Here is a 23,594-nt window from a genome sequence, read left to right as displayed (position 1 = left end):
AGGCCTTGCTCGTGGCTGGAGCCTACGCCTTGCGCTGCGGCAGGCAATGCGGAATATAAGGGAGTTCTTCCGGCTTTCTAAGATCGGTCAACCATGTCCGCGACCCGTCTGGTGCCCCGGCCAACTCCGCGTCCCGACCGCACCTTTTATGCCTCAAGCAAGGCATTCGGCCGGTTCGGCATTCGCTCCTTCGCGCCCCAGATCATGGCGGCGGCGCATAGCCATGGGCATATCGAATTCAATTGGCTGGGGAACGGCACCATGGATTACGCCTTCGATGGCGGGCCGGTGACAGTGGGGGCAGGGCGGCTGGTGGCCTTCTGGGCGGGCATACCGCACCAAACGGTGGCCCTTAGCGCTGAAGCCCACAAAGCGCGCCAGCTCAATATCTACCTGCCGATGGATGCGTTTCTCGAAATGCCCCAGCTCGGCCGGCTCACCGAAACCTTGATGGGCGGCGGGGTCATCGCGCTTGGCCCGGACTGCATCGGGCTCGAAACGCTGGAGCGCTGGCATCAGGACTATCGCAGCGGCAATGCTCAGCGCTCCGATCTGGTGCGGGCCGAAATCGGCACCATGTTCCGCCGGGCTGCCATTACAGGCTGGGACACGCTGCTGCCCGCCTGGATCGAGAATTCCGGGCCCCACAGCCGGACCAGCGCTCCGGTGCGCTATGTGGTGCGCATGGTGCGCCATATCGTGGAGAACATCACCGAGCCGCTCAGCGCCGAGGAGGTCGCCGGGGTGGTGGGGCTGCACCCCAATTACGCCACCAACCTTTTCACCAGGGTGATGCACATCTCGGTGCAGAAATTTGTGACGCGCATGCGGCTGATCCGCGCCCGCTCGCTGCTGTTCGATGGAGCGCTCTCCATCGCCAACGTCGCCTTCCAGTCCGGCTTTTCCAGCCAGACCCAGTTCTACGAGCACTTTCGCCGCGCCTACGGTATGACACCGAGCCAGATGCGGCGGGATGGGGTCGAGGGGTAGGGCGGCACGAGGCCGCCCTGCCAATCTCTAGGTATTGAACCGGAACAGCATCACGTCGCCGTCTTTGACGACATATTCCTTGCCTTCGTCGCGGGCCTTGCCGGCTTCCTTGGCCGCGACTTCGCCGCCCAGGTTGACATAGTCTTCGTAGCCAATGGTCTGGGCGCGGATGAAGCCACGCTCGAAGTCGGAGTGGATCACGCCGGCGGCGGCCGGAGCCTTGTCACCCTTATGGATGGTCCAGGCGCGGGTTTCCTTGGGGCCAACCGTGAAATAGGTCTGCAGACCCAGCAGGTCATAGGCCTCGCGGATGAGGCGGTTGAGGCCGGGCTCGTGCAGGCCGAGGCTCTCGAGGTATTCGGCCTGTTCGGCATCGGGAAGCTGGGCCAGCTGGCTCTCGATTTCGGCGGAGATGATGACAACGCCCGCGCCATTGGCATGGGCATAGTCTTCGACCTGCTTGGTCATGGCATTGCCGCTTTCGGCCGAGGCCTCGTCGACGTTGCACACATAGAGCACGGGCTTAGAGGTCAGGAGCTGGAGTTCCTGGAAGGCCTTTTCTTCTTCGGCGGAGCGCTCGACGAAGCGTGCCGACTTGCCTTCGCGCAGCAGCACAATGGCGCGGTCGATCAGGTCGAGGGTGACCTTGGCGTCCTTGTCGTTGCCCTTGGCCTTCTTTTCGACGCCGGCGCGGCGCTTTTCGAGGCTCTCGAGGTCGGCGAGCATCAGCTCGGTTTCGACCACTTCGGCGTCGGCCAGCGGATCGACCTTGTTGGCGACGTGGATGATGTTGCCGTCTTCGAAGCAGCGCAGCACATAAGCAATGGCGTCGCATTCGCGAATATTGGCGAGGAACTGGTTGCCCAGGCCTTCACCCTTCGATGCGCCTTTGACCAGGCCGGCGATGTCGACGAAGCTCATGCGTGCGGGCAGCACGTTCACGGACTTACCGATGGTAGCCAGTTTCTGCAGGCGCACGTCAGGCACCGGCACATCGCCCACATTGGGCTCGATGGTGCAGAACGGGAAGTTGGCGGCGGCGGCCGCGGCGGTGCGCGTCAGCGCGTTGAATAGCGTCGACTTGCCGACATTCGGCAGACCGACGATGCCCATCTTGAAACCCATGGGGAAGCTCCGGAAAGTGTTGGCCTCCACTTGGTTCGTATCTGCGGCGATGTCAATGCGTGCGGGGGCTTATCAGGCTTGCAGCGCTTGTAGCGGCGGGTTCTGATCGCTAAAAGTCGTACTTCTTCGACGTGTGTCGATCGGCGGGAGAGGGACGCTACGTGACTGGATTTTTGATACTGATTATTGCTGTCCTCGTGGCGGCATGGGCTGCCTGGTACTGGTTCCGCGGACGGCATCATGGGGCCTTCCCGCAGGCCGTCGGCACGGCGCCGCATATTCCGCAGCCTCTTTCGCAGGGCGCGATGCCCATGCTCAAGATGCCGACAGCCATGGGCTGGAAAACAGGCGAAAAGCCCGTTGCGGCGCCCGGACTCAAGGTCACGCCTTTTGCCACCGGCCTTGATCATCCGCGCATGGTCTATGTGCTGCCCAATGGCGACGTGCTGGTTGCCGAGGCGGCAACGCTGGTCGGCAAGGCCAATTCCATTCGTGACATGGTGATGCACCGCACCCTGATCCGGGCCGGCGCCTCGCGGCCAAGCGCCAATCGCATCACGCTGCTGCGTGACGCTGATGGCGATGGCATTCCAGAGGTGCGCGAAGTGTTCCTCGAAAATCTCAACCAGCCGTTCGGCATGGCACTGGTGGGCAACACGCTCTATGTCGGCAATACCGATAGCGTCGTGGCCTTCCCATACGAGACCGGCCAGACCAGGATTACCGCCCAGGGCCGCAAGGTCATGGACATGAAGCCCGATGGCCATTGGACGCGCAACCTCATTGCCAGCAATGACGGCAGCAAGCTCTATGTCGCCGTCGGCTCGCTGAGTAATATCGGCGACGAGGGCATGGAGGCCGAGGAAGGCCGCGCCTGCATCTTTGAACTCGACCTCAAGACCGAGACGCATCGCATTTTCGCCGGTGGCCTGCGTAATCCGGTTGGCATGGCATGGGAGCCGACCAATGGCTCGCTGTGGACCGTGGTCAACGAACGCGATGGCCTGGGTGACGAAACGCCGCCCGATTACCTGACGTCAGTCAAGGATGGTGGCTTTTATGGCTGGCCCTATTCCTATTGGGGCCAGACGGTCGATGACCGTGTGCCGCAGAATGCAGCGCTGGTCGTCAGCGCCACGGCGCCGGATTATGCGCTGGGCGGGCATACGGCCTCGCTGGGCCTCTGCTGGCTGCCCGAGGGCAATGCGCAGGGCCTGCCTGCCGGCATGGTCATCGGTCAGCACGGGTCGTGGAACCGCAGCAAGCTCAGCGGCTACAAGGTGATCCTTGTGCCGTTTACCGATGGCCGGGCCCATGGCCAGCCGATCGATCTGCTTACCGGCTTTCTTGCCGAAGACGAGAAGACCTCGCATGGTCGCCCGGTCGGCGTCGCGCTGGCCAATGATGGCGCGCTGCTGGCGGTGGACGATGTCGGCGATACCGTCTGGCGGGTTACCGCCGCCTGAAGATGAAAGGCCCGCCAATGGCGGGCCTTTTTTATGCAACGACTTCGACGATGCCCATCATCCCGTTGTCCTCGTGGAACAGCAGGTGGCAGTGGAAGACGAACTTGCCGGGATAGTCGAGGAAGCGGTGCCTGATGGTGATCGAGCCGTTGGGCGGCAGGCCGCGAGTGTCCTCCCAACTGACGATCTCGTCCACTGGCTCGCCATTGACTGCCACCACCTGGAAGTCGTTCACATGGATGTGGAACGGGTGCCATTCGGGGCTGTCATTATAGATGATCCATTCCTCATGGGCGCCGAGTTGCACCGTCTGGTCAACCCGATCCATGTCCACCATCTGGCCATCGATCAGGAAGCGCGTGCCGCCGGGCTGGCGGTCGACCGAGAAGCGGATTTCGCGGGTCTTGTCGACGGGCCGCTCGCGCAGGTCTTCGCTGAGCGGGATCAGCGTTTCGGGGATCGCGTGATCGGTCACCGGTTCGCCGTTGACCACCAGCGTCGCCAGCAATTCGTCGGGCTCGAACTGACGGTCTGAACCCAGCCAAAGCATCTTGCGGAATTCCCAGCTGCCGGTGAACTGGTGCCCGCGAACCAGGATATCGGCGCGGGTGCCGGGCTCGACCATCAGGCTGTCGCTGCGTACCGGGCGGGTCAGCGCATTGCCATCCTTGGAGATCAGGTGGATCGGGTGCCCCTCAAGGCCCAGCAGCAGGAAGCTCTCGGCCGTGGCATTGACGATGCGCCAGCGCTGCACTTCGCCCGGGCGGATGGTGATCGTAGGGTTGATCTGCCCGTTGATGGTCTTGGTCTGGTTGTGGATTTCCTGGATGTCGACCGGCACGATGGTGTTATTGGCGTCGAACTCCGCCGATTGCACCACGAGCAAACGTTCCGTGAAGCCCTTCAGGCTATCGAGGTCGTCGAGCCCGCCTTCCACGATCAGCGCGCCCGCCATGCCGCCGGCGACGTGGGAATAGGTGCTGCCATGGACATGCGGGTGGTACCAATAGGTGCCCGAGGGATGGTCTTCGGGAATGGCGATTTCGTAGTCGAACGACCTTCCGGGCTCGATCTTGACGAACACGTTGTCGGCATTGCCGGCCGGCGACACATGCAGGCCATGGGTGTGCAGGTTGGTCGGCTCGTCGAGATCATTGACCAGCTTGATGCGCAGGGTGTCGCCGGGCCTGGCCATCAACGTCGGCGAGGGGTAGCTGCTCTCGAAGGTGCGGGCGATGGCCGGGGCACCATCCACTTCGACCGGTCCGTAGGAGGCGCGGAGCGTGGTCTCCAGCACGCCGTTTTCGCTGCGGCGCAGTTCGGGTTCGCGCAGCGGGTCGCCGGTGGCCTCGGCAACCGATCGCGACAGCTTGCGCTCCTGGGCCAGGGCGCCGTGACCGTGGTGCTGCCCGAAGGCCGGCGCCGCAACGCCCGATGCAGCGGCCGCAGCCCCTGTCAGCAATAGATTGCGGCGTGAAATCGCTGAGCCCATACAGTCCTCCAATACTCAAAGTATAGGAAGAACAATAAGTTAGTTGAGCTCGTGCACAAGCCTCGCTCAACATTTATCCCAACGCGATGATGGACTATTCGGACGTGAAGAGCTTCTTGAGCATGGCGGCCATTGGCCCGGCCTCGGGCACCTCGACCTTCGGTTTGGCCGGACGAGCCTGGCGAATATGGCTCTGCCCCTTGGGGGCGGGCTTGGCGACGGGTTCGTCGCCGCCCTTGAGCGCGACGGCCACCTTGTTCATGAAACCACTGTCGTCATTTTGTAGCAACATGTCAGCATGCTGCCCGACAGTGCTGAGTAATGGCTCCAGCCATTCCTTGTCAGCTTTGGCAAAATCGCCCAGCACGTGGTGCGTCACATATTCCTTGCCGGGGTGGCCAATCCCGAGCCGCACGCGCTTGTAGTTCAGCCCGATTTGCGGATCGATCGAGCGTAGGCCGTTATGGCCGCCATTGCCGCCACCGACCTTTACACGCACTTTTCCAGCGGCCAGATCGAGTTCGTCATAGAAGACGATGATGTCGGCGGGCTCGATCTTGTAGAACTTGGCGACCTGCTGAACGCTGTCGCCCGAGCGGTTCATGAAGGTCTGCGGCTTAAGCAGAATGACCTTTTCGCCACCAATGGAGCCTTCAGCAAGCAGGCCGGAATGCTTGGCGCGGAACTGGGTAATGCCGTTGGCGCGGGCAATGGCGTCGATCGCCATGAAACCGATATTGTGGCGGTTGCCTTCATACTGGCTGCCCGGATTGCCCAGGCCGACAAGCAGCTTCATTCGTCACTCCAAAAAGTAAGAGGCGACCCGAAGGCCGCCTCAAACCTATAGCAGATATCCAGCTGCGAGATTACTCGGCAGTGGTTTCGCCAGCGGCCTCTGCGGCTTCGTCAGCCAGCATGCCGCGCGGCGCGATGATCGTTGCGATCGTCACGTCTTCTTCGTGGCTGTGGTCGACAGCGCCAGCCGGCAGCTTGATCGACGAGATGTGGATCGCTGCGCCGATGTCGAGACCGGTCAGGTCGACGGTCACTTCTTCGGGAATGTTGTCAGCCGAAACGGTCAGGTCGAGCGTGTGGTGCACGATGTTCAGCGTGCCGCCGCGCTTCAGGCCGGGGCTTGCTTCTTCGTTGATGAAGTTCACATGCACCTGGACGTTGAGCTTGGTGCTCTTGCTTACGCGCAGGAAGTCGACGTGGATCGGGAAATCCTTGACGGGGTCGAGCTGGTAGTCACGCGGAATCACGCGGTGTTTGGTGCCATCAACATCGAGCTCGATGATGTGGGACTTGAAGCCGCCGGCATAGATCGCCTTGTGGACGTCCTTGTAGGGGAGGGCGATGGTGACGGGCTCTTTCTTGTCACCATAGATAACGGCAGGAACGAGTCCCTGACGACGCAGTTCACGAGCGGCCCCCTTGCCCACACCGTTACGCGCCTGTGCGCTGAGCGCCTTGATAGTCGCAGCCATGGAATTATCCATTCTGGGTTGGTGTATGTGTCACTACAACAGCATACGCGCCCGTCCTCCAGGGGTGACGAGCGCTTCATGGCGTGGGCTATAGCGAAAAGAGGGCGCACGAGCAAGCAGGAACGGCTGTTACCTGCGGGTTACAGCCGCTTTTGGCGGTCAGGCGGAGTCAGCCGTCCTGCAAGGCATTTCGCTCCGCAGCGAGATAATGGCGGATCGCGGCATCGCTTGCCAGTCCGATGGCGAGCGTGAAGGCGGCATAGGCATCTTCCTTGCGCCCGACTCGGGTCAGCAGGTTGGCCCTTGCGGCCCAATAGGGCTGATAGTTGGCCATGCGGGCGTCGTCATCGATCGCCGAGAGGCTTTCCAGGGCAGCCTCCGGGCCTTCGGTTTCGGCGAGGGCGGCGGCGCGGTTGAGTAGTGCGACGGGCGACTGGGTCAGTGTCAGCAGCACATCGTAGAGCGCCACGACCGCAGCCCAGTTGGCGCGTCCGGAAATACGCCGCGCCACGTGGGCCGATTGAATAGCGGCTTCGATCTGGTAGCGCCCGGTCGGGCCGTGCTGGTTGGCCTCGCGCAACAGGGCCTCGGCGGCTAGGATCTGCGGTTCGTCCCACAGGGCAATGTCCTGCCGTTCGAGGGGGACGTAGTCGCCATGGGTGTCCCGGCGGGCAGCGCGGCGGGCTTCGGCATAGAGCATCAGCGCCAGCATGCCCTTGGCTTCGGGCTCGGCGGGGAGCAGGGACACAACCAGCCGTCCCAGCCAGATCGCCTCGTCGGCCAGCCGATCAGCGGTTTCGTCGCCCAGTTCGGTCCAGCCCTTGGAATAGGCGGCGTAGATTGCTTCGAGCACCGCATCGAGCCGCTCCGGCAGGTCGGTATGCTCGGGAATCGCGAAGGGAATGGCGGCTTCCTTGATGCGGGCCTTGGCGCGCACCAGACGCTGGCCCATCGTCGCCGGCGGGATCAAAAAGGCGGCCGCAATATCGGTTGCGGTGAGCCCGAGGATCGTCTGCAGGATCAAAGGCGCCCGCATGCCGCGCTCGATTTCAGGATGAGCGCAGGCAAACATCAGGGCCAGACGCCGGTCGGGAATGGCGTCGGGGTGAGAGGCAGCATCGTTGAGTTCATCGACCATCATCTGGATGTGAACCTCCCCGGCTGTGCGTGTCTGCCGGCGTCGTACCGCATCGGTCTGGCGGCGGCGGGCGACGGTAAGCAGCCAGGCATCGGGATTGGCCGGAACGCCGTCCTCCAGCCAGGATTTGAGGGCGCTGGCAAATGCTTCCGCCAGCGCGTCTTCGGCGCCCGCCACATCGCGGGTGCGCGCTGCAAGAAAGGCGACGAGGCGGCCGTAGCTGTCGCGTGCCACCCGCTCGGCGGCCCGGCGCGCCTCGTCCTGCATCAGGATGCGTTCTGCTCGACGACGGGGCGGATCTCGATGGCCCCATATTTCGAGCTTGGGCAACGGGTGGCCCATTCCACGGCCTGTTCGATCGTGGGCACATCGATGAAGAAGTAGCCCGCCAGCTGCTCGCGTGTATCGGCATAGGGGCCGTCCAGCACGTCCGTCTTGCCCGACTGGGTGCGGACGACCGTGGCTTCCTTGCTAGGACCAAGGCGCAGGCCGCCGGAGAAACCTTCACCGGCCTTCTGCAGTGCCTGGTTGAAGGCCGCATATTCGGACCAAAGCTCCTTTTGGGGTGCCTGGGCCAGGGCGGCGTCGTCGTGGTGGATGATCAGCATGTAACGCATGGGATTTCCTTAGTTTCGCAGCCAAAGTGGACGGACCTCGACCGTGCCGGTCTTGGCGGAAGGGCATTGGCTTGCCCAATCCTGTGCGGCCGCCATATCGGGAACCTCGATCATGTAGTAGCCACCGAACTGTTCCTTGGTTTCCGCGTATGGGCCATCCAGCAATTCGGTCTTGCCGTCCCGAACGCGAACACGGGCCCCTTCGGATGTCGGGCGCAGCCGTTCGCCACCCAGAAGGATGCCGGCCTTGATCAACGCCTGCTGGTAGGCCGCGTGCTCTTCGCTCATGGTGGCGACCTGCGGAGGCGTCGCGACGCCTTCCTTGTCGTGGATCAGCAGCATGAATTTCATTTTCAGAACTCCTCGGTGTCGATGCGGGGTCAAGCCCCGATGCAACAATGTCGGCTCGTCCCCGCCCGTTTCGACTCCGGGCGCAAAGAATATTCAGTTGGGGCTGTATTGGGGGTGATAGGGGCGGATTTCGATCTGGCCCCAGGTTGCAGCCGGGCATTTCGCGGCCAGCTTGATGGCCTCGTCCATGTCCGGAGCCTCGATAATGTAGTAGCCGCCAAACTGTTCGCGCGTGTCGGCATAGGGGCCGTCATGCACCTTTAGTTCGCCATTGGGGGCCGAGATGGTGCGGGCGGTAGTTGTCGGTTGCAGGGCCGAGGTCGCAACAAAGGCACCGGCCTTCCGCAGCGTTTCCTGATAGGCAGCCATTTGGCCCATGAAGCCGGCCATTTGTTCGGGCGGGATGGCCTGTCCCGCCTTCTCGTCGGCATAGAGCATCAGCAGATATTTCATCGCGTCTCTCCTGGTTGCGGGCAGCATAGCCCTTCAGGGCAATGTCGCGCGAGGGGAGTGGATTTCGACTGCGTTGTGATTTTTTCTTGTGCGGGGACGCGCGGGAGCCAGCGGCCAGTCGAGCATCGCTCTCATGGCCCAGCAAAAGAATCGCCCCGGTGGAGCGATTCTTGTCTTCGTCGCTGTTAGTCGAACAGGCTCGACACGCTCTGCTCGCTCGCGGTGCGGGCAATGGCTTCCCCGATCAGCGGAGCAATGGTCAGACGGCGAATGTTGCTCGTGGCGCGCTGAGCTTCGGTCTCTTCAATGGAGTCGGTGACCACCAGTTCCTTGAGCTTGGAAGCGGCAATGCGCTCGGCAGCTTTGTCGGACAGAACGCCATGGGTGATGTAGGCGGAAACTTCCTTGGCGCCAGCCTTGAGCAGGGCCTCGGCAGCGTTGACCAGCGTCCCGCCGGAATCGACGATGTCGTCGATCAGAATGCAGGCCTGACCTTCCACGTCACCGATGATGTTCATCACTTCGGAGACGCCAGCGCGCGGACGGCGCTTGTCGACGATGGCAAGGTTTGCGCCGATGCGGCCAGCCACGTTGCGGGCACGCACCACGCCGCCGACGTCGGGCGAGACGATCATGACGTTCTTGACGTCATAATTGTCCTTGATGTCGCGCACCATCACCGGAGCGGCGGTGAGGTTGTCGGTCGGGATGTCGAAGAAACCCTGAATCTGGTTGGCGTGCAGGTCCAGCGTCAGAACGCGGTTAGCACCGGCCTCGGTGATCAGGTTGGAAACCAGCTTGGCGGAGATCGGCGTGCGCGGAGCCGATTTGCGGTCCTGGCGGGCATAGCCGAAATAGGGGATGACGGCGGTGATGCGGCGGGCCGACGAGCGACGCAGGGCGTCAGTCAGGATCAGCAGCTCCATCAGATTGTCGTTTGCCGGATAGCTGGTCGACTGCAGGATGAATACGTCTTCGCCACGCACGTTCTCGTGCACCTCGACATAGACTTCCTTGTCAGCGAAGCGCTTGACCGTGCAGTCCGTCAAAGGCAGTTCGAGATAGCTGGCAACAGCTTGGGCGAGGGCGCGGTTGGAGTTACCGGTCACCAGCTTCATGAGCGCGATCCTGTCTCAACTAACCCCCGGGAATTGGGGGTATCCAGTTTCGCGGGCAGCTTTAGCGACTCCGTTTCAGACTCGCAACGCGACAAATGGGTGATGGCTAAAAGAATTATTGCAGGCCGATGATGGCGATCTGCCGCCCGGTCCCCGTCCCCTGGTGGGTGGCGTAGCGATGCGAGAAGTATCGCTCGGGATAGGCATAGGTGCAGCCCCCCGCATTGGCGATGGTGCTGAGACCCGCCTCGCGCAGTTGCGCTTCGACAAATCCCGGCAGGTCAAAGTGAGCCTTTTTGCCGGGCGGCGTGTGGAAGTGGCGGGACCCGTTGGGCTGCAGGGCCACGAAGTCCGCCATGAACTGGTCGCCCACCTCGTAGTTCGGCCCGCTGATGGTTGGGCCGATGGCAGCCACGATCCGCTGGGGGGCAGCGCCAAGGGCAACCATCGCCGTAATGGTGTTGCCGATGATGCCATCGACTGCGCCACGCCAGCCGGCATGAGTTGCCCCGATGACGCCGGCCTCAGGATCCGCGAAGAGGATCGGGGTGCAGTCGGCCGTCAGAATGCCGAGCGCCAATCCGCGTTGCGTGGTCACCATGGCGTCGGCCTCGATCAACTGGCCGTCGGTCATCGGGCCCGTGACAATTTCGACATCCGTCGAATGCACCTGCTTGAGCATGCAGAGGTTTTGCCGCGCATAGCCCAAGGCCTCAGCGGCGGCGGCTCGGTTGGCCTCGGCGACACCCGGCGCGTCGCCGAGGGTGATCGACATGTTGTTGCTGGCGAAAACACCCGTCGAACGGCCGCCCTCGCGCCCGAAAAAGCCGTGGCTGACACCCTGAATGCCGGTTAGCGCGGGGCTCGTCTCAAAGAGGGGTGTCATCACGCGAAACCTGGCGGCATCAGGCCAGGGCTCGCCGCGCAGAAGGCCTTGAACAGGTTGCCCATTTGCTCGGGTGCAACCAGCCGTGCCTTGGCGGCGGCGATGCTCTCGGCCGAATTGGGGTTGGCGGCGCTCAGCGCACGAGCCCGCTCGTTGATACCCAGGCGGGTCAGGAACTGTCCCTGAGTGGCGAGCGGTTGCACCGTGAGACCGGCCTTGGCTGCCACATTGCCGAGGGCCTCGAAGTCCACATGGGCCGAAAGGTCGGTCTCGCCGGGCGCATCCAGCACGTTGGCATATTGGTGGCGGCGCACGCCCTGCAGGGTTTCCCCGGTCTGGGTCTTTCCATAACCATAGTCGATGGCAAGGATGGCGCCGCCCTGGGTTGAAACGGTGGCGGCGAGGCGCTTCATCACTTCGCCATTGGCCAGGCCTACCTCAAAGACGCTATTGATCTCGGCATCGGCGACGCTTTCAGGCATAGCGCTGGCCGGGATAGGGGTGGGGTTGAGGCCAAAGCTGCGCTGGCCATCGCTCAGACCCACCATGCGTTCGTGCCAGCCTTCTGCCATGCGCACGAACTGGCGGATCGGCAGGGCGTCGAAGAACTCGTTGGCGATCACCAGCAATGGGCCGTCGCCGACTTTTTCAAAGCTGTCGATCCAGCGCGGTCCATAGGGCTCGAGCCTGGTATTCTGCTCGGTGATCAGCGCCAGATTGGTTTCGAACAGCCGGAGGTCCAGCGCATCGCGGAAGCCTTCCGCGCGGCAGGCCACGCGCAACATGTCGGCCATCAGCGTGCCGCGGCCGGGGCCCAGTTCGAGGAGAGTGAAAGCCTTGGGGCTCCCCATCTGTTGCCAAAGATTGACGAAGAAGAAGCCGATCAGCTCTCCAAACATCTGGCTGATTTCCGGCGCGGTCACGAAGTCGCCGCCGGCCCCGAGCGGATCGGCGTTCTTGTAATAGCCCTTGGAGGGGTGGGTGAGGCACAGGCCCATATAGGAGGCGACCGACATTGGTCCGCTGGTGCGGATCTGCATGTCGATCAGTTCGGGCAGGGTGGGTTGGACTTCAGTCATGGATCGTGTTCCCGCCGCCTATTCGCGCAAGCCGCTTTGCTTCCGCGTTGCCGCCCAGATCACCAGCGCCAAACCACCGGCCACGAGTGGCAGGCTCAGCACCATGCCCATGGTCAGCCAGCCGCCATAGAGATAGCCGAGCTGGCTATCGGGCAGGCGCACGAATTCCACCAGAATACGCGAGAGCCCATAGCCGATGCCGAAGATGCCCGCGACCATGCCGGGGCGGCGCAGCGCGTAGAAGACGTGGGTGAAGATGCGGATGACGATGAAGAGAAGCAGGCCTTCCAGCGCCGCTTCATAGAGCTGGCTGGGATGGCGCGGCAACTGTTCGGGATCGGTCGGGAATATGACGGCCCATGGCAGGTTGCTCGGGGCTCCGTAGAGCTCGGCATTGATGAAGTTGGCGATGCGGACGAGGAAAATGCCGATGGTGCCGACGGCGGCAATCAGATCGAGACCGCTCAGCCAGTTACCGCCCTTGGACCGCGTGAACAGGGTCACCGCCAGCATTAGGCCCAGCATGCCGCCATGGAAGGACATGCCGCCATCGAGCGTGTTGAGCATCTCGAGCGGGTTCGCCAGGTAATAGGGCAGGTTGTAGAACAGCACATAGCCCACGCGCCCGCCGATCACGATCGCCAGCATTGTCCAGAATGCGAAATCCCAGATGTCCTTGGCCGGGAAGGGCGGTTGGCCCTTGTGCCACAGCCGCGTGTTGGCCAGCAGCAAATAGCCATAGGCAGCGCCCAAGCCGACGCCAAAGAGATAGCCCAGCGCATACCAGCGGACTGCGAAGGGGCCAATGGCGAATGCGATTGGATCGATGTTTGGGAAGGGCAAAAGCGGCTCCTGCGGCAATCGGGCGGACCATTGCCGCTTCGGCCTCTCTGGTCAAGTCGTCAGGCTTGCCCTAAATATCGCTGCACGAGGCCGAACGAATAGGTGAGCGATGAGCCAGAACAACAGGATCTTCGACGATCTGGGCCGATTGATGAATGAAGCGGCCGGTGTCGCTGACGGCGTCCGTCGCGAGGTCGAGACCGTGGTCAAATCCCAGGCGCAGCGTTTCGTTGGCGACATGGATCTGGTCAAGCGCGAAGACTTCGATGCGCTGCGCGAGCTGGTCCAGGTTCAGGGCGAAGAAATCGACGCCCTGCGCAAGGAAATCGCCGCTCTCAAGGGCGTTTCGGCCAAGACCAACTAGACTTTGCGCTTCGCGGTCATATCCGATGTTCACGGCAATGCGCTCGCGCTGGACGCGGTGCTTGCCGATATCGCCGGGCAGGGCGTCGACGCGACGCTGTGCTTGGGCGATCATGTGAGCGGGCCGCTCGACCCTGCCGGGTCGGCCGCGAGACTGATGGACCTGGCTGGGCCGGTGATCCGCGGCAACCACGATCGCTGGGTGGCGCAGGGACGGCGCGATGTCCGCGAGCTCGACCCGGTCGATCACTTCGCTCGCGCACAATTGACCGCTGATCAACACCTTTGGCTGGCCAACCTGCCGGCAACTGCAGTGTTCAATCGCGAGATATTTCTCTGCCATGGCACGCCGGCTAGCGACAACGATCCCTGGATCGACGGCTGGTACCACGATCGCCGAACGCATCTGCCCGACGAGGCCAGCGTCGCCGCGCAGGCCGAGGGCCTCGACTACCCCATTTTACTATGTGGGCACACCCATACCGCGCGGCAGGTCCGGCTCCGCGATGAGCGGCAGATCGTCAATCCGGGCAGCGTCGGACTGCAACTGGTCCACGGCTCGCCCGATGCCCGCTATGCCATCATCGAGCGACGCAATGGCAGGTGGCTGATTGACCTGCGCGTCGTCGAGTATGACCACCACGCCGCAGCCCGGCAGGCCCTCGCCAATGGCTTTACGACTTGGCAGGACGCGTTGACGACCGGCTGGGTCGATGCAAATGGCCTGTTTTGAGCCAAAATCCCTGATCAAACCTGCGAAATGTTAGCAGTCCGTTAATATATTCGCCTCGATCATCCACAAGAGATTACCATCGTCCGCCTGCGTCGCGTCCCCTGAATCAGTGGAGCGGTGTACGGTCTAAGCATCAGGACGATTCGTAAGCCCAAGTGCGTGCGGCATGTTCTCGAGTACCCGAAATCTGTCGGTCAACGGACGGAAACCGTCGATGTCACTTCTTCAAGTCGAGCCCGATCGCAATGTCCACCCGGTGGATATTATCGAGCATATTGCTTCGATCAATGACTGGAACTTCGAGCGACAGGACGCCGACGAGATTTCTATTTCGGTGCGCGGCGGTTGGTCTGATTACCATGTTTCGTTCAACTGGATGGAAGATCTCGAGAGCCTCCACATCGCCTGCGCGTTCGATCTCAAGGTGCCCGAGGGTCGGCGTGCAGAGATCAAGCAGCTGATTTCGCTGATCAACGAGCAGCTTTGGATCGGCCACTTTGACATCTGGAACAAGGAAGGCGTGGTGCTGTTCCGCAATTCGCACCTGCTGACCGGCGGGGCCGATGTGTCTCCCCAGCAATGCGAAGCCCTGCTGCGCTCAGCCACAGATAGCTGCGATCTCTACTATCAGGCGTTTCAATTCGTCGTCTGGGCTGGTAAAACAGCTGCCGATGCACTGACCCATGTGATGTTCGAAACGGTTGGCGAGGCATGAGCCTGTCCCTGCGCACCATCGGTCCGGTCATGCTGGTTGGCGCCGGCAAGATGGGTCTCGCCTTGGCGCGGGGTTGGCTGGAGGCGGGTCTGCCGCCCAACAATCTCCTTCTCATCGATCCGGCACCCAATGACGACGCACGGCAGCTCGCCGAGGATTTCGGCCTGACGCTTAACAGTAGCGCAGTCGGTCTTCAGCCCAATGTCCTGGTGCTGGCCGTCAAGCCACAGATCATCGATGCCGTCATGGCGTCGCTGCTCCCCATTGTCGGCCCGCAGACGCTTGCAATCTCGATTGCTGCGGGCATCGATATCGCTCGCCTGTCGCGTGGGCTCGGCATGGGCCGAGTTGTGCGCAGCATGCCCAATACGCCGGCGCAGATCGGCAAGGGGATTACCGGCGCGGTTGCTGGCCCCGAGGTGGATGCTGCTGGCCGCGACGCTGCCGACGCGCTTCTGGCCGCTGCCGGTCCGGTCGTCTGGCTGGATGACGAAGCGCAGCTTGATGCGGTGACCGCGGTTTCGGGTTCGGGTCCGGCCTATGTGTTCCATCTTGTCGAGGCTCTGGCCGAGGCCGGCAAACGCCAGGGGTTGCCTGATGCAATTGCCGAGCGTCTGGCTCGCCAGACGGTCATTGGCTCGGCAGCCCTGCTCGAGGCCGACCCGGCATCTCCGGCCGTACTTCGTCAGAACGTCACCTCGCCCAATGGGACCACGGCCGCGGGGCTTTCGGTCTTGATGGCTGATGATGGGCTGGTCGCGCTGGTTGAACGTACTGTTGCCGCCGCCCGGAAACGCAGCGAAGAACTCGGGCGCGGTTAGGCCGTCGCGGGGCGGCGCTTAGCGTGCTGCTCGCGCAAACCTGCCAGGAACGCGTGAACCGAGGCCATCCAAACGTCGAGGGCCGGCTCGTTCAGGTCATCCAGAACAGGCTGCGTATCATCAAGCGCGAGGTGCGCCGCCAGCAATTCCCGCTCGTCGCCGGTTGCCCCATGTAGCGCCATATGAACCAGCGCGAGATTTGCGCGGGACATCATCCATTGTCGTGGAGCACTTTCAGCACGCTTGAGCCGCAGTGCGGATTGCAGCAGGCCCTGGGCCTTTCGAAGCTGGAGCAGGGCGGCCTGGGTGCCAGGATTGGCGGTGGCCAGCATATAGAGTGCCACGGCCATATTGGCCTCGGCCTCACTTCGAGAACTGTCGGAGATTGGCCGCCGCAGCAGCTCGTAGTAGATCGAGGTGGCCACGGAATATTCCCGCCGCTCGATCGCATTCCTGGCCAGCGACAGTGCAGTTTCGACGATTGCTTCGCCCGGGGCGGGTTCTACTAAAGCTTCCATTGACGTCCCAGCTTTCGTCAGTCCGCTTCTTGCGGATGGCTCGGTCTGTTCGGCACTTACTAGTCGAGATGGAAACTACGCGGGCGCGCCCGGCGTTGAGCGCGCCCAGTCTTGGTGGTCGGCTGTTGGCTTAGCTTGCGGTCAGATTGTCGGCAGCGGATTTCCCGGTCCGCTTGTCCTTGACGATCTCGTAGTTGACCTTCTGGCCTTCATCGAGACCGTTCAGACCTGAACGCTGTACGGCGGAGATGTGGACGAACACATCGGCCCCGCCTTCGTCGGGCTGAATGAAGCCATAACCCTTTTGGCCGTTGAACCACTTAACGGTGCCAGTTGCCATGATGCGCGTTCCCTCGTGCAGTCGCTGCTGGTAGGCGTTCTGGGCCACTATTGGCCCAAGACTGATGATATCGAAATATCGGAAATTGACGTCAGCAGGCGCGAATGGAATTCGCAGGATCAGATCGGTCGGCCGCAATATTCGATCAGGTGAGCGTAGCCTGAAAAAATCGGGCATTCAATATCTGTTTAAGAACGGCAAGTAGCCCGGCGGGAATACCTTCCTGCCAGGCGAAAATGTAGCAACGACAAGTATTTGCACCAAGTCGACGAGAGGACGGCGACGCGGGCTTGTCCGGCGGAGCGTGGCTTTGCAGCAGGCGGCGGGCCCGCGGTTGTTCAGCATTACGACGTCGAACCGGACAGAACTACAATAGTTCAATGCTGGGGCCTGCAAACCCGGACGAAGGTCGAACAGCCAGATGCCGGTCGGCGCCCCTTGATTTTTGACGAAAACTGCGTCAAAAACCGCCCCCGCCGGGCGATTTGGCCGGGCCCCCAGAGATCATTCCGTCTTGACCAAGGCGTTTCATTCTTCCGGCGATGTCATCGTGGATCGACGCGCAGACTATGCGCGTGGCCTGTCCGAGACTGGTGATTTCGCCGCCGCGGCCGATCTGATGCAGCAAGCTCTCGATATGGCGCCTGATTGGGCTGCCGGGTGGGACATGCTGGGTAGCTATTATGAGCGGGCCGGCGATATTGCCAATGCCATCTCGGCCTGGCGTCACCTCGAAGCGCTGGATGATGACGGGGTCTTTGGCGCGGTCCTGAAGCTCGCGGCCCATGGAGCCGGCAGTGCCTCCGATGGGACTGCTGTCAGCTATGTCGAGGCCCTGTTCGACCAATATGCCCCCCAGTTTGAGCAGTCGCTTGTGGAGCGCCTCGAATACCGGGTGCCCCAGATGCTCGATGACCTGGTGACCCAGGAAATGGAGAATCTGGGAATCGATGCCTTTGCCCGGGCGTTGGACCTGGGCTGTGGTACGGGATTGATGGGGGAGTGCCTTCGCGCAAAAACCGCCCATCTGGAAGGCATTGATGTTTCGGCGGCTATGATTGCCGAAACGGCCCGCAAGGGCATCTATGACAGGCTGCAAAAAGCCGAACTGGTGGCCGCACTCAACAGCCGCCGCGCCGATGCCGATCTGGTCACGGCCGCCGACGTTTTCATCTATTGCGGAGCCTTGCAGCCTATTCTCGCGGCGCTGGTTCCGGCCCTGCAGCCAGGTGGACTGGTTGCTTTCTCCCTTGAAGCCCATGATGGCCCCGAGCCCTTGTTCCTGCGTCCGTCGCTGCGCTATGCGCACGGCATCGCAGCAACGCGCGACGCGCTGGTTGTCTCGGGGCTCGAAGTGCTGCGCTTCGAGATTGCTGTACTGCGGCAGGACCGCGGCGCTCCCATCACTGGGATGCTGGTCGTGGCCCGCAAGCCGCCGATGGAACTGACGGTCGCCAATGATTTTGACAATGACGGCGACGTGGCTGCCTGACGGCTAGGCAAATCCCTGGCGGCTTGGCACAACTGAAGCTTCAGTTCGTCCCCCGAGTCCGTCCATGAACATCATTCGCTATGACTTCCGATCCGACACCGTAACCCGTCCCTCCGCCGGAATGCGTGCGGCCATGGCCGAGGCTGATGTTGGCGATGACGTGTTCGGTGACGATCCGACGGTCAATCTGCTGGAACAGCGGATGGCGGCCATGCTCGACAAGGAAGCCGCGATATTCGTGGCATCGGGTACCATGTCCAACCTGCTGGCGCTGATGAGCCATTGCGGGCGCGGTGACGAGTTCATCGCCGGCCAGAATGCCCATTGCTACAAGTATGAGGCGGGTGGAGCGGCGGTTCTTGGCTCCATCCAGCCCCAGCCGATTGCACACCTGCCCGATGGCACGATGGCCCTCGGCGATATCGAAGGCGCGATCAAGTCGGGTGACAGTCACTTTGCGACAACCCGCGTCATCGCGCTCGAAAACACCTTCGGCGGCAAGGTGCTGCCGGTCGATTACATGGCGGATGTGGCTGATATTGCCCGCCGCCACGGGCTGGGCCTCCATCTGGATGGCGCTCGGGCCTTCAATGCCTGCAGTGCCCTCGGCATGGGCATCAGGGAGTTCACCGAGCCATTTGACAGCGTCTCGATCTGCCTCTCCAAGGGATTGGGAGCGCCGGTTGGTTCGGTTCTTGTTGGCCGCAAGGATCTCATCGACACGGCACGCCGTCATCGCAAGATGCTCGGCGGTGGCCTGCGCCAGTCGGGCCTGCTCGCGGCGGCCGGTCTCTATGCGCTGGACAACAATATTGCGCGCCTGGCCGACGACCACCAGCGTGCCCGTCGCCTGGCCGAAGGGCTGGCGGGCCATTCCGAGCTCAAGGTCACCATGCCCGATACCAATATCGTCTTCGTCGATATGGATCACGAGTTGGAAGGGCATTTCACCGCGTTCCTCGCGGCGCGTGGCGTTGGCCTGACGGGGCGCTATGGCCAGCAGCGCTGGGTTACGCACCTCGATCTCGAAGACGAGGACATTGAGGGCGCGCTCGGGCTGGTTGACCGCTTCTTTTCGTCGCCAGAAGGGGCATAGGCTGGTAGGGCCGAAGCCCTGCCAGCAGGCTGTTTACTGCCCAAGCGCCAGACGGATCGACTGTTCCACCGGCGAATAATCGCCATCAGCCCGTTCGAGCTGGATCGGCTCGCGCGGGAATAGCGGCGGCTGGGCCATGAATTTCACCCGGCTACCCCGATGCTTCTGGGCGCCATGCACCAGAAACGGATGGCAAAGATAGACCGTCCCCGCTGGGCCCGTCGCCAGTGCCTCGTGGCCGGTGTCGAACCAGTCGGGCCGGTCATCGAGCATGTTGCGCAGTGACCGTCCGGCATCCCCTGCGGGCGCGAGATAGCGGGCGACGTCGAGATGCGATCCCACCCTGATGCGGGTTGGCGCGTCTTCCTCGCCGACATCGGAGAACAGGAACAGCATCAGCAATGCCCGCCCCCTCGAGACGATATTGGCTCGAATATCGAGGAAGTCCCTATAGTCGTCGCCGGTGAAGCTGCCGTCGATGTGCCAGCCATCATCTCCCGGTTCGTCGGGGGATGGAAACCGCACCGGGAAGGTCCCGAGGCCCTGCGGTGGTGCCCACCGGTTGGGGCCGACGATCTGATCATAGGCGCTTTGAAGGATCGGGGTGTTGGCCGCTTCCCGGAAGGGGAGGTCGGAATAGCCGCCCAGCCGGATGACCGGTTTGGTCCAGGTGGCCGGATTGTCTGGGTCGCAGCCGGTGTCTTTCCACAGAATGGCGCGGCCCTGTTCGGCCAGCTCCTGGGGAAAGGCGTTGTCGATGCGGACGAAACCGTCGGTGATGAATGCGTTGATCTGCGCTTGGTCAAGCGCGGGCAAAATGCCAGGCATTGGAAAATCCATGAGTTCGCATGGCCGCGTCATAGCGGCCGAATTGAGCGGAGAGCCGCTCAGTGAGTGCCCGAAAAGGGCGCCATCAGGCGCCGATGAACACTGCGAATTTGTAGGACTGCATCATCATGGTCTCTATTCATAGCGCGCGCTCGAGTGGCATGCAATACCTGATCCACATCGGACGGTGGCACGTATCGAGAATGTTTTGTTTAATGTGTCGCGCAAGAACTTCTTCAATACTTGCCGCTAGCATCGGCGCGCGGGAATTGGCGGGGAGCAGATGCTGGCGAGCGCGGATACGGTGAGTCGGATTCTCGGCAGTCTCGAAGAGATCGAGGCGGTTGCCGATCAATGGCGGGCGCTTGAGCGTCGTTCCACCGATCCAATGGCCTACTTTCAAAGCTATGACTGGTGCCGCAACTGGGTCGCACAATACGACGATGGCGGCCGGAACGAGCCCCACATCACCACGCTGTGGCGAGGCGACAGCATGATCGCCGTCTGGCCGCTGGTCATAAGCCGTAGTGGCGGGATCAGTCGTCTCAAGACGCTGGGCGGACCCCATAGCCAATATTGCGGGCTTCTGGCTGACCCCAGTGTTCAGGTCGAGCGTGACCTGATGCCGATGGTGCAACTGGCGCTCGATCGGTCGGGCGGCGATGTGGCTGTTTTCCGTTCTGTCCCAGAGGACAGCCTGTTGGCGCGGGCGCTCGGCGACATCGCGATCATTGGTGGCGCGGGAGATACCGCCTCCATACTCGACCTGTCTGGCTATGCCTCCGCTGAAGACTACACCGAGCAATTGGGCAAGCTGCAGAAGCGCAATCGCAACCGTCGGCGCAACCATTTGGCACGCCTTGGCACCCTGGATTTCTCCGTGGTCTGGCCGTCGGATCCATCGTTTGGGTCGCTGGTCATGCGCTGCGCCGAGATGAAACAGCAATGGCTCGAGGAATTGGGACTGTATAGTTCCGGTTTCGCCATGGGTAATTTCGACCGTTTTCTGGCCAGCCTCACTGGCGACGGCGCAACGGATTCGGGCGCTTGCCTCTCAGTCCTGCGGGTCGGTGGCGAGCCGGTCGCCATAGAGTTGGGTTTCCTCCGCAAGGGGCACTACTACGCCTATATGGGTGGGTTCGATTGGCAGCTTCGCGATCTGTCCCCCGGCAAGGTCCAGATGGACATGACAGTGTGTTGGCTGATCGATCGGGGCATTGCCACCTATGATCTGCTGACCAATGCGGCCGATTACAAGAAAAGCTGGAGCAGCCGCTCGATCGCAGTCACCTGCCGTGCCAAGGCCTTGAACTGGAAGGGCGAGCTCTACGCCTCGGCCTGGCTGCCGCGGGTGCGTCCGGCCATCAAGCGACTTCGCAACAGGTTGCCCGAGTTGCAACAACGGGCGAGCATTTTCCTGCGAAGCGCCCTCTGTCTACTGCTCTATGTCTGACGGGCGCGGCAGCACATTTGATGCGGTCTTAGCTTTGCTCATCCGCGTGGCTGGCGCGGGGCTGGTGTTTGGCCTGCAGGTGCTGCTCGCTCGGGTAATGACTGTCAACGGGTATGGCGGTTTTGTCACCCTCTGGACCTGGATGCTGGCGTTGGGAAGCTTCGCCGCGTTGGGCTTTGCCGAGTCCAGCGTCCGCTTTCTGCCCCGCTACCACCTTCGGGGGCGGCTGACCCATATCTGCTCGTTTTGGCGCTTCGGCCTGATCGTAGTGCTTGGCGCGAGCGGCTTGCTTGCTCTGCTGTCTTCCATGCTCGTGCTGGGCTTCGGTCCCGTCGATGGGGTGGGGCTGACTGTTCTGCTGGTGGCCCTTGGGCTGCCCTTCCTTGCCATGGAGTATTATCTCGAAGGCGTCGCGCGCAGTTTTGGCTGGTTCCGGCTGGCCGCAGTGCCGGTCTATATCATCCGGCCCATCGTCATCGGCGCGACCTGCGTGGCCCTGGCCAGCAGCGGAGTGGCACTCACGCTGCCGGTAATCGGAGGCGTTCTCATCGGGACCATGGCGCTGGTGACGGCAGGGCTTGGCCTGCTTGTCGCACGGCGCATTCGACGGATGACGGAAGGTGACCTGTCCCCCGCGTCGCGTTCGCAGAGGCGGCTGTGGCTGATGGCATCCCTGCCACTGCTCCTGCTGTCGGGTCTCGAAGACCTTACCAGCTACGCCGACGTTCTGTTGCTTAGCCTGATCGCGGGGCCAGAGGCCGTTGGCGTGTATTTCGCAGCGGCGCGCACCTTGGCGCTGGCCGGGTTCGTGGCCTATGCGATGACGCTGGTTGCGGGACGCCGTTTCGCCCTCGATCTGGCCGGCCGGTCGCGGGCGCAGTTGCAGAACAGCGTGCTGCAGAGCACGCGGCTCACCTTCTGGGCGACGCTCTTGTCGGTTGGCGCGACGCTGCTGGTCGGCCCATTTCTGCTCGCCGCTTTCGGACCGGACTATGTCGAGGGGCAGGGGGTGATGATCGTGCTTGGGCTGGGCATGGTGGTTCGCGCTATGGCCGGGCAGGCCGGTGAGGTGCTGATTGTTGCCGGCCGGCAGCGCGAAGGCCTTGCTATCGGCCTCTGTGTGCTGGCGATGACAGTGGTACTGTGCCTCCTGCTGGTGCCGTCCCTGGGCATGCTGGGGGCCGCCATTGCCACTGCGTCGGCCATGGCTTGCCGCACGGCAGCGCTGATCGTTGTGCTGGGCCGGGTCGAAGGGTTGCGCATCATCGCATTCGGCCTGCCACGCCTGCGGCCGGCGTGAGGCGCCCAGGAATACCGGACGCCTCTGCGATTGGGTCAGACTTCGGCGCGCCAGAAGTCGTGCAGCGCCGTGATATCCCCGCTGGTCATGAGCGCCATTGCGCGTGACAGCCGCTCGATGGGCCAGTCCCACCATGCCATCTCCAGCAGCATCGCGATCTCTGCCTCATTGAAGCGCTTGCGGATGAGCTTGGCCGGGTTGCCACCGACAATGGCATAGGGCTCGACATCCTTTGTGACCAGCGCACGAGTGCCGATGACGGCACCATGCCCGATTGTGACGCCCGCCATGATGATGGCCTCGGAACCGATCCAGACATCGTTGCCGATCACAGTATCGCCGGCCGACATATAGCCGTTGCGCGCGTCCGCGAAGCCGGGCTCCTCCGGCACGAAGGCAAAGGGAAACGTGCTGATCCAATCGTTCCTATGGCCCTGGTTGCCAGCCATGATGAAGGCGGCGCCGGACCCGATCGAGCAATAGCTGCCGATCACCAGTTTGTCGGCGTCGTCATCAGGCAGCAGATAGCGGGCGCAGTTATCGAAGCTGTGGCCGTGATAGTAGCCCGAGTAATAGCTGTAGGCCCCGACGATGATGTTGGGATTGGTGACCTGCTGGTCGAGCGGAATGCCCTTGAACGGGCTTTCGAAGTAATTTGGCATGGTAGCTCACATGAAGGTTGGCCGCGTCGGTGGCGGCCGAGTATTTCAGAATGTACGGAATGAGCCGGATTCCAGGCGTGCAAAGGTGCCCGGCGGGCCGGTCAGGGCATTCCCTCGGCGCGTGTCAGGCGCGCAGGAATGCTATCGAGGTGGTACAGTCTGCACTCTTCATGGTGGCCGAAACCTAGTGGCCGGAACCGCTCCTGTCCAACTGAAAACAAAAACGGC

Annotated in this window: 26 protein-coding genes; 10 read left to right on the top strand and 16 right to left on the bottom strand. The window is 62.4% G+C overall.

Translation table 11 applies throughout. From position 1 onward, the window contains the following. Positions 1-93 precede the first annotated feature (93 nt). Positions 94-990 carry a helix-turn-helix domain-containing protein gene (locus ACZ5WT_RS01530; RefSeq protein WP_464285625.1) on the top strand — a complete coding sequence of 299 codons (897 nt, stop codon included), beginning with the start codon at positions 94-96 and terminating at the stop codon, positions 988-990. A 27-nt stretch (positions 991-1,017) separates the two neighbouring features. On the opposite strand, the gene ychF is transcribed toward ACZ5WT_RS01530, so the two are convergent. Beyond that, entirely contained in the window at positions 1,018-2,115 is a 1,098-nt protein-coding gene (gene ychF / locus ACZ5WT_RS01525) for a redox-regulated ATPase YchF (RefSeq protein WP_464285624.1), read from the bottom strand. A gap of 197 nt (positions 2,116-2,312) precedes the next feature. Between ychF and ACZ5WT_RS01520 the strand changes: the two genes are divergently transcribed. Beyond that, positions 2,313-3,581: a PQQ-dependent sugar dehydrogenase gene (locus ACZ5WT_RS01520; RefSeq protein ID WP_464287137.1), complete on the top strand. Its 1,269-nt coding sequence runs from the start codon at positions 2,313-2,315 to the stop codon at positions 3,579-3,581. A 31-nt stretch (positions 3,582-3,612) separates the two neighbouring features. Here ACZ5WT_RS01520 and ACZ5WT_RS01515 read toward each other — a convergent pair whose 3' ends face one another. The 11 genes from ACZ5WT_RS01515 to lgt all read right to left on the bottom strand — a co-directional run bounded on the left by ACZ5WT_RS01515 (position 3,613) and on the right by lgt (position 13,045). Continuing rightward, positions 3,613-5,073 carry a multicopper oxidase family protein gene (locus ACZ5WT_RS01515; protein WP_464285623.1) on the bottom strand — a complete coding sequence of 487 codons (1,461 nt, stop codon included), beginning with the start codon at positions 5,071-5,073 and terminating at the stop codon, positions 3,613-3,615. Between the two features lie 94 nt (positions 5,074-5,167). Continuing rightward, positions 5,168-5,869, bottom strand: a complete 702-nt coding sequence (pth, locus tag ACZ5WT_RS01510) for an aminoacyl-tRNA hydrolase (protein ID WP_464285622.1) — start codon at positions 5,867-5,869, stop codon at positions 5,168-5,170. Between the two features lie 70 nt (positions 5,870-5,939). Continuing rightward, a complete protein-coding gene (locus tag ACZ5WT_RS01505) occupies positions 5,940-6,560 on the bottom strand; it encodes a 50S ribosomal protein L25/general stress protein Ctc (RefSeq protein ID WP_464285621.1) in 621 nt (206 codons plus the stop codon). Between the two features lie 169 nt (positions 6,561-6,729). Further along, positions 6,730-7,965, bottom strand: coding sequence for an RNA polymerase sigma factor (locus ACZ5WT_RS01500; protein WP_464285620.1), 1,236 nt, complete (start codon positions 7,963-7,965; stop codon positions 6,730-6,732). Continuing rightward, entirely contained in the window at positions 7,965-8,315 is a 351-nt protein-coding gene (locus ACZ5WT_RS01495; protein WP_464285619.1) for a YciI family protein, read from the bottom strand. Before ACZ5WT_RS01495 ends, ACZ5WT_RS01500 begins: the two co-directional genes overlap by 1 nt. Positions 8,316-8,324: 9 nt before the next feature. Then, a complete protein-coding gene (locus ACZ5WT_RS01490; RefSeq protein ID WP_464285618.1) occupies positions 8,325-8,666 on the bottom strand; it encodes a YciI family protein in 342 nt (113 codons plus the stop codon). A gap of 93 nt (positions 8,667-8,759) precedes the next feature. Next, positions 8,760-9,119 (bottom strand): YciI family protein, encoded by a 360-nt coding sequence (locus ACZ5WT_RS01485; RefSeq protein WP_464285617.1) that lies wholly within the window; start codon positions 9,117-9,119, stop codon positions 8,760-8,762. A gap of 185 nt (positions 9,120-9,304) precedes the next feature. Then, complete coding sequence (locus ACZ5WT_RS01480) at positions 9,305-10,237, bottom strand: ribose-phosphate pyrophosphokinase (RefSeq protein WP_464285616.1); 933 nt, start codon at positions 10,235-10,237, stop codon at positions 9,305-9,307. 115 nt (positions 10,238-10,352) lie between these two features. Beyond that, the gene (gene pgeF, locus ACZ5WT_RS01475; RefSeq protein WP_464285615.1) at positions 10,353-11,123 is read right to left on the bottom strand and encodes a peptidoglycan editing factor PgeF; all 771 of its coding nucleotides are present in this window, start codon (positions 11,121-11,123) and stop codon (positions 10,353-10,355) included. Further along, positions 11,123-12,202, bottom strand: a complete 1,080-nt coding sequence (locus ACZ5WT_RS01470; RefSeq protein WP_464285614.1) for a class I SAM-dependent methyltransferase — start codon at positions 12,200-12,202, stop codon at positions 11,123-11,125. The genes pgeF and ACZ5WT_RS01470 overlap by 1 nt, the downstream gene beginning before the upstream one ends. A gap of 18 nt (positions 12,203-12,220) precedes the next feature. Continuing rightward, a complete protein-coding gene (lgt, locus tag ACZ5WT_RS01465; RefSeq protein WP_464285613.1) occupies positions 12,221-13,045 on the bottom strand; it encodes a prolipoprotein diacylglyceryl transferase in 825 nt (274 codons plus the stop codon). Positions 13,046-13,154: 109 nt separating this feature from the next. On the opposite strand from lgt, the gene ACZ5WT_RS01460 reads away from it, so the two are divergent. The 4 genes from ACZ5WT_RS01460 to proC all read left to right on the top strand — a co-directional run bounded on the left by ACZ5WT_RS01460 (position 13,155) and on the right by proC (position 15,677). Next, positions 13,155-13,409 carry an accessory factor UbiK family protein gene (locus ACZ5WT_RS01460; RefSeq protein ID WP_464285612.1) on the top strand — a complete coding sequence of 85 codons (255 nt, stop codon included), beginning with the start codon at positions 13,155-13,157 and terminating at the stop codon, positions 13,407-13,409. A gap of 3 nt (positions 13,410-13,412) precedes the next feature. Continuing rightward, entirely contained in the window at positions 13,413-14,141 is a 729-nt protein-coding gene (locus ACZ5WT_RS01455; protein WP_464285611.1) for a metallophosphoesterase family protein, read from the top strand. Positions 14,142-14,355: 214 nt separating this feature from the next. Continuing rightward, a complete protein-coding gene (locus ACZ5WT_RS01450; protein WP_464285610.1) occupies positions 14,356-14,856 on the top strand; it encodes a type III secretion system chaperone family protein in 501 nt (166 codons plus the stop codon). 2 nt (positions 14,857-14,858) lie between these two features. Beyond that, the gene (gene proC, locus ACZ5WT_RS01445) at positions 14,859-15,677 is read left to right on the top strand and encodes a pyrroline-5-carboxylate reductase (RefSeq protein ID WP_464287136.1); all 819 of its coding nucleotides are present in this window, start codon (positions 14,859-14,861) and stop codon (positions 15,675-15,677) included. Here proC and ACZ5WT_RS01440 read toward each other — a convergent pair. Then, a complete protein-coding gene (locus ACZ5WT_RS01440) occupies positions 15,674-16,195 on the bottom strand; it encodes a hypothetical protein (RefSeq protein ID WP_464285609.1) in 522 nt (173 codons plus the stop codon). The genes proC and ACZ5WT_RS01440 overlap by 4 nt on opposite strands. A 130-nt stretch (positions 16,196-16,325) precedes the next feature. After that, positions 16,326-16,535: a cold-shock protein gene (locus ACZ5WT_RS01435; protein ID WP_086470158.1), complete on the bottom strand. Its 210-nt coding sequence runs from the start codon at positions 16,533-16,535 to the stop codon at positions 16,326-16,328. A gap of 514 nt (positions 16,536-17,049) precedes the next feature. Here ACZ5WT_RS01435 and ACZ5WT_RS01430 point away from each other — a divergent pair. Continuing rightward, a complete protein-coding gene (locus ACZ5WT_RS01430; RefSeq protein ID WP_464285608.1) occupies positions 17,050-18,027 on the top strand; it encodes a methyltransferase in 978 nt (325 codons plus the stop codon). Between the two features lie 64 nt (positions 18,028-18,091). Further along, positions 18,092-19,123, top strand: coding sequence for a low-specificity L-threonine aldolase (gene ltaE, locus ACZ5WT_RS01425; RefSeq protein ID WP_464285607.1), 1,032 nt, complete (start codon positions 18,092-18,094; stop codon positions 19,121-19,123). A 33-nt stretch (positions 19,124-19,156) separates the two neighbouring features. Here the strand turns inward: ltaE and ACZ5WT_RS01420 are convergent, their stop codons facing one another. After that, positions 19,157-19,951 carry a phytanoyl-CoA dioxygenase family protein gene (locus ACZ5WT_RS01420; protein ID WP_464285606.1) on the bottom strand — a complete coding sequence of 265 codons (795 nt, stop codon included), beginning with the start codon at positions 19,949-19,951 and terminating at the stop codon, positions 19,157-19,159. A 283-nt stretch (positions 19,952-20,234) separates the two neighbouring features. Between ACZ5WT_RS01420 and ACZ5WT_RS01415 the strand changes: the two genes are divergently transcribed. Together ACZ5WT_RS01415 and ACZ5WT_RS01410 are read left to right on the top strand one after the other, a co-directional pair. Further along, positions 20,235-21,404 carry a GNAT family N-acetyltransferase gene (locus ACZ5WT_RS01415; protein WP_464285605.1) on the top strand — a complete coding sequence of 390 codons (1,170 nt, stop codon included), beginning with the start codon at positions 20,235-20,237 and terminating at the stop codon, positions 21,402-21,404. Positions 21,405-21,438: 34 nt separating this feature from the next. Continuing rightward, positions 21,439-22,704: a lipopolysaccharide biosynthesis protein gene (locus tag ACZ5WT_RS01410; protein WP_464285604.1), complete on the top strand. Its 1,266-nt coding sequence runs from the start codon at positions 21,439-21,441 to the stop codon at positions 22,702-22,704. A 35-nt stretch (positions 22,705-22,739) separates the two neighbouring features. Here the strand turns inward: ACZ5WT_RS01410 and catB are convergent, their stop codons facing one another. Beyond that, the gene (gene catB / locus ACZ5WT_RS01405; RefSeq protein WP_464285603.1) at positions 22,740-23,366 is read right to left on the bottom strand and encodes a type B chloramphenicol O-acetyltransferase; all 627 of its coding nucleotides are present in this window, start codon (positions 23,364-23,366) and stop codon (positions 22,740-22,742) included. Positions 23,367-23,594: the final 228 nt, after the last annotated feature.

The organism is Devosia sp. T2-14 (assembly GCF_055397495.1).
Note: the sequence above shows the minus strand (reverse complement) of the source record. Positions and strands in the feature narration are given on the sequence as shown.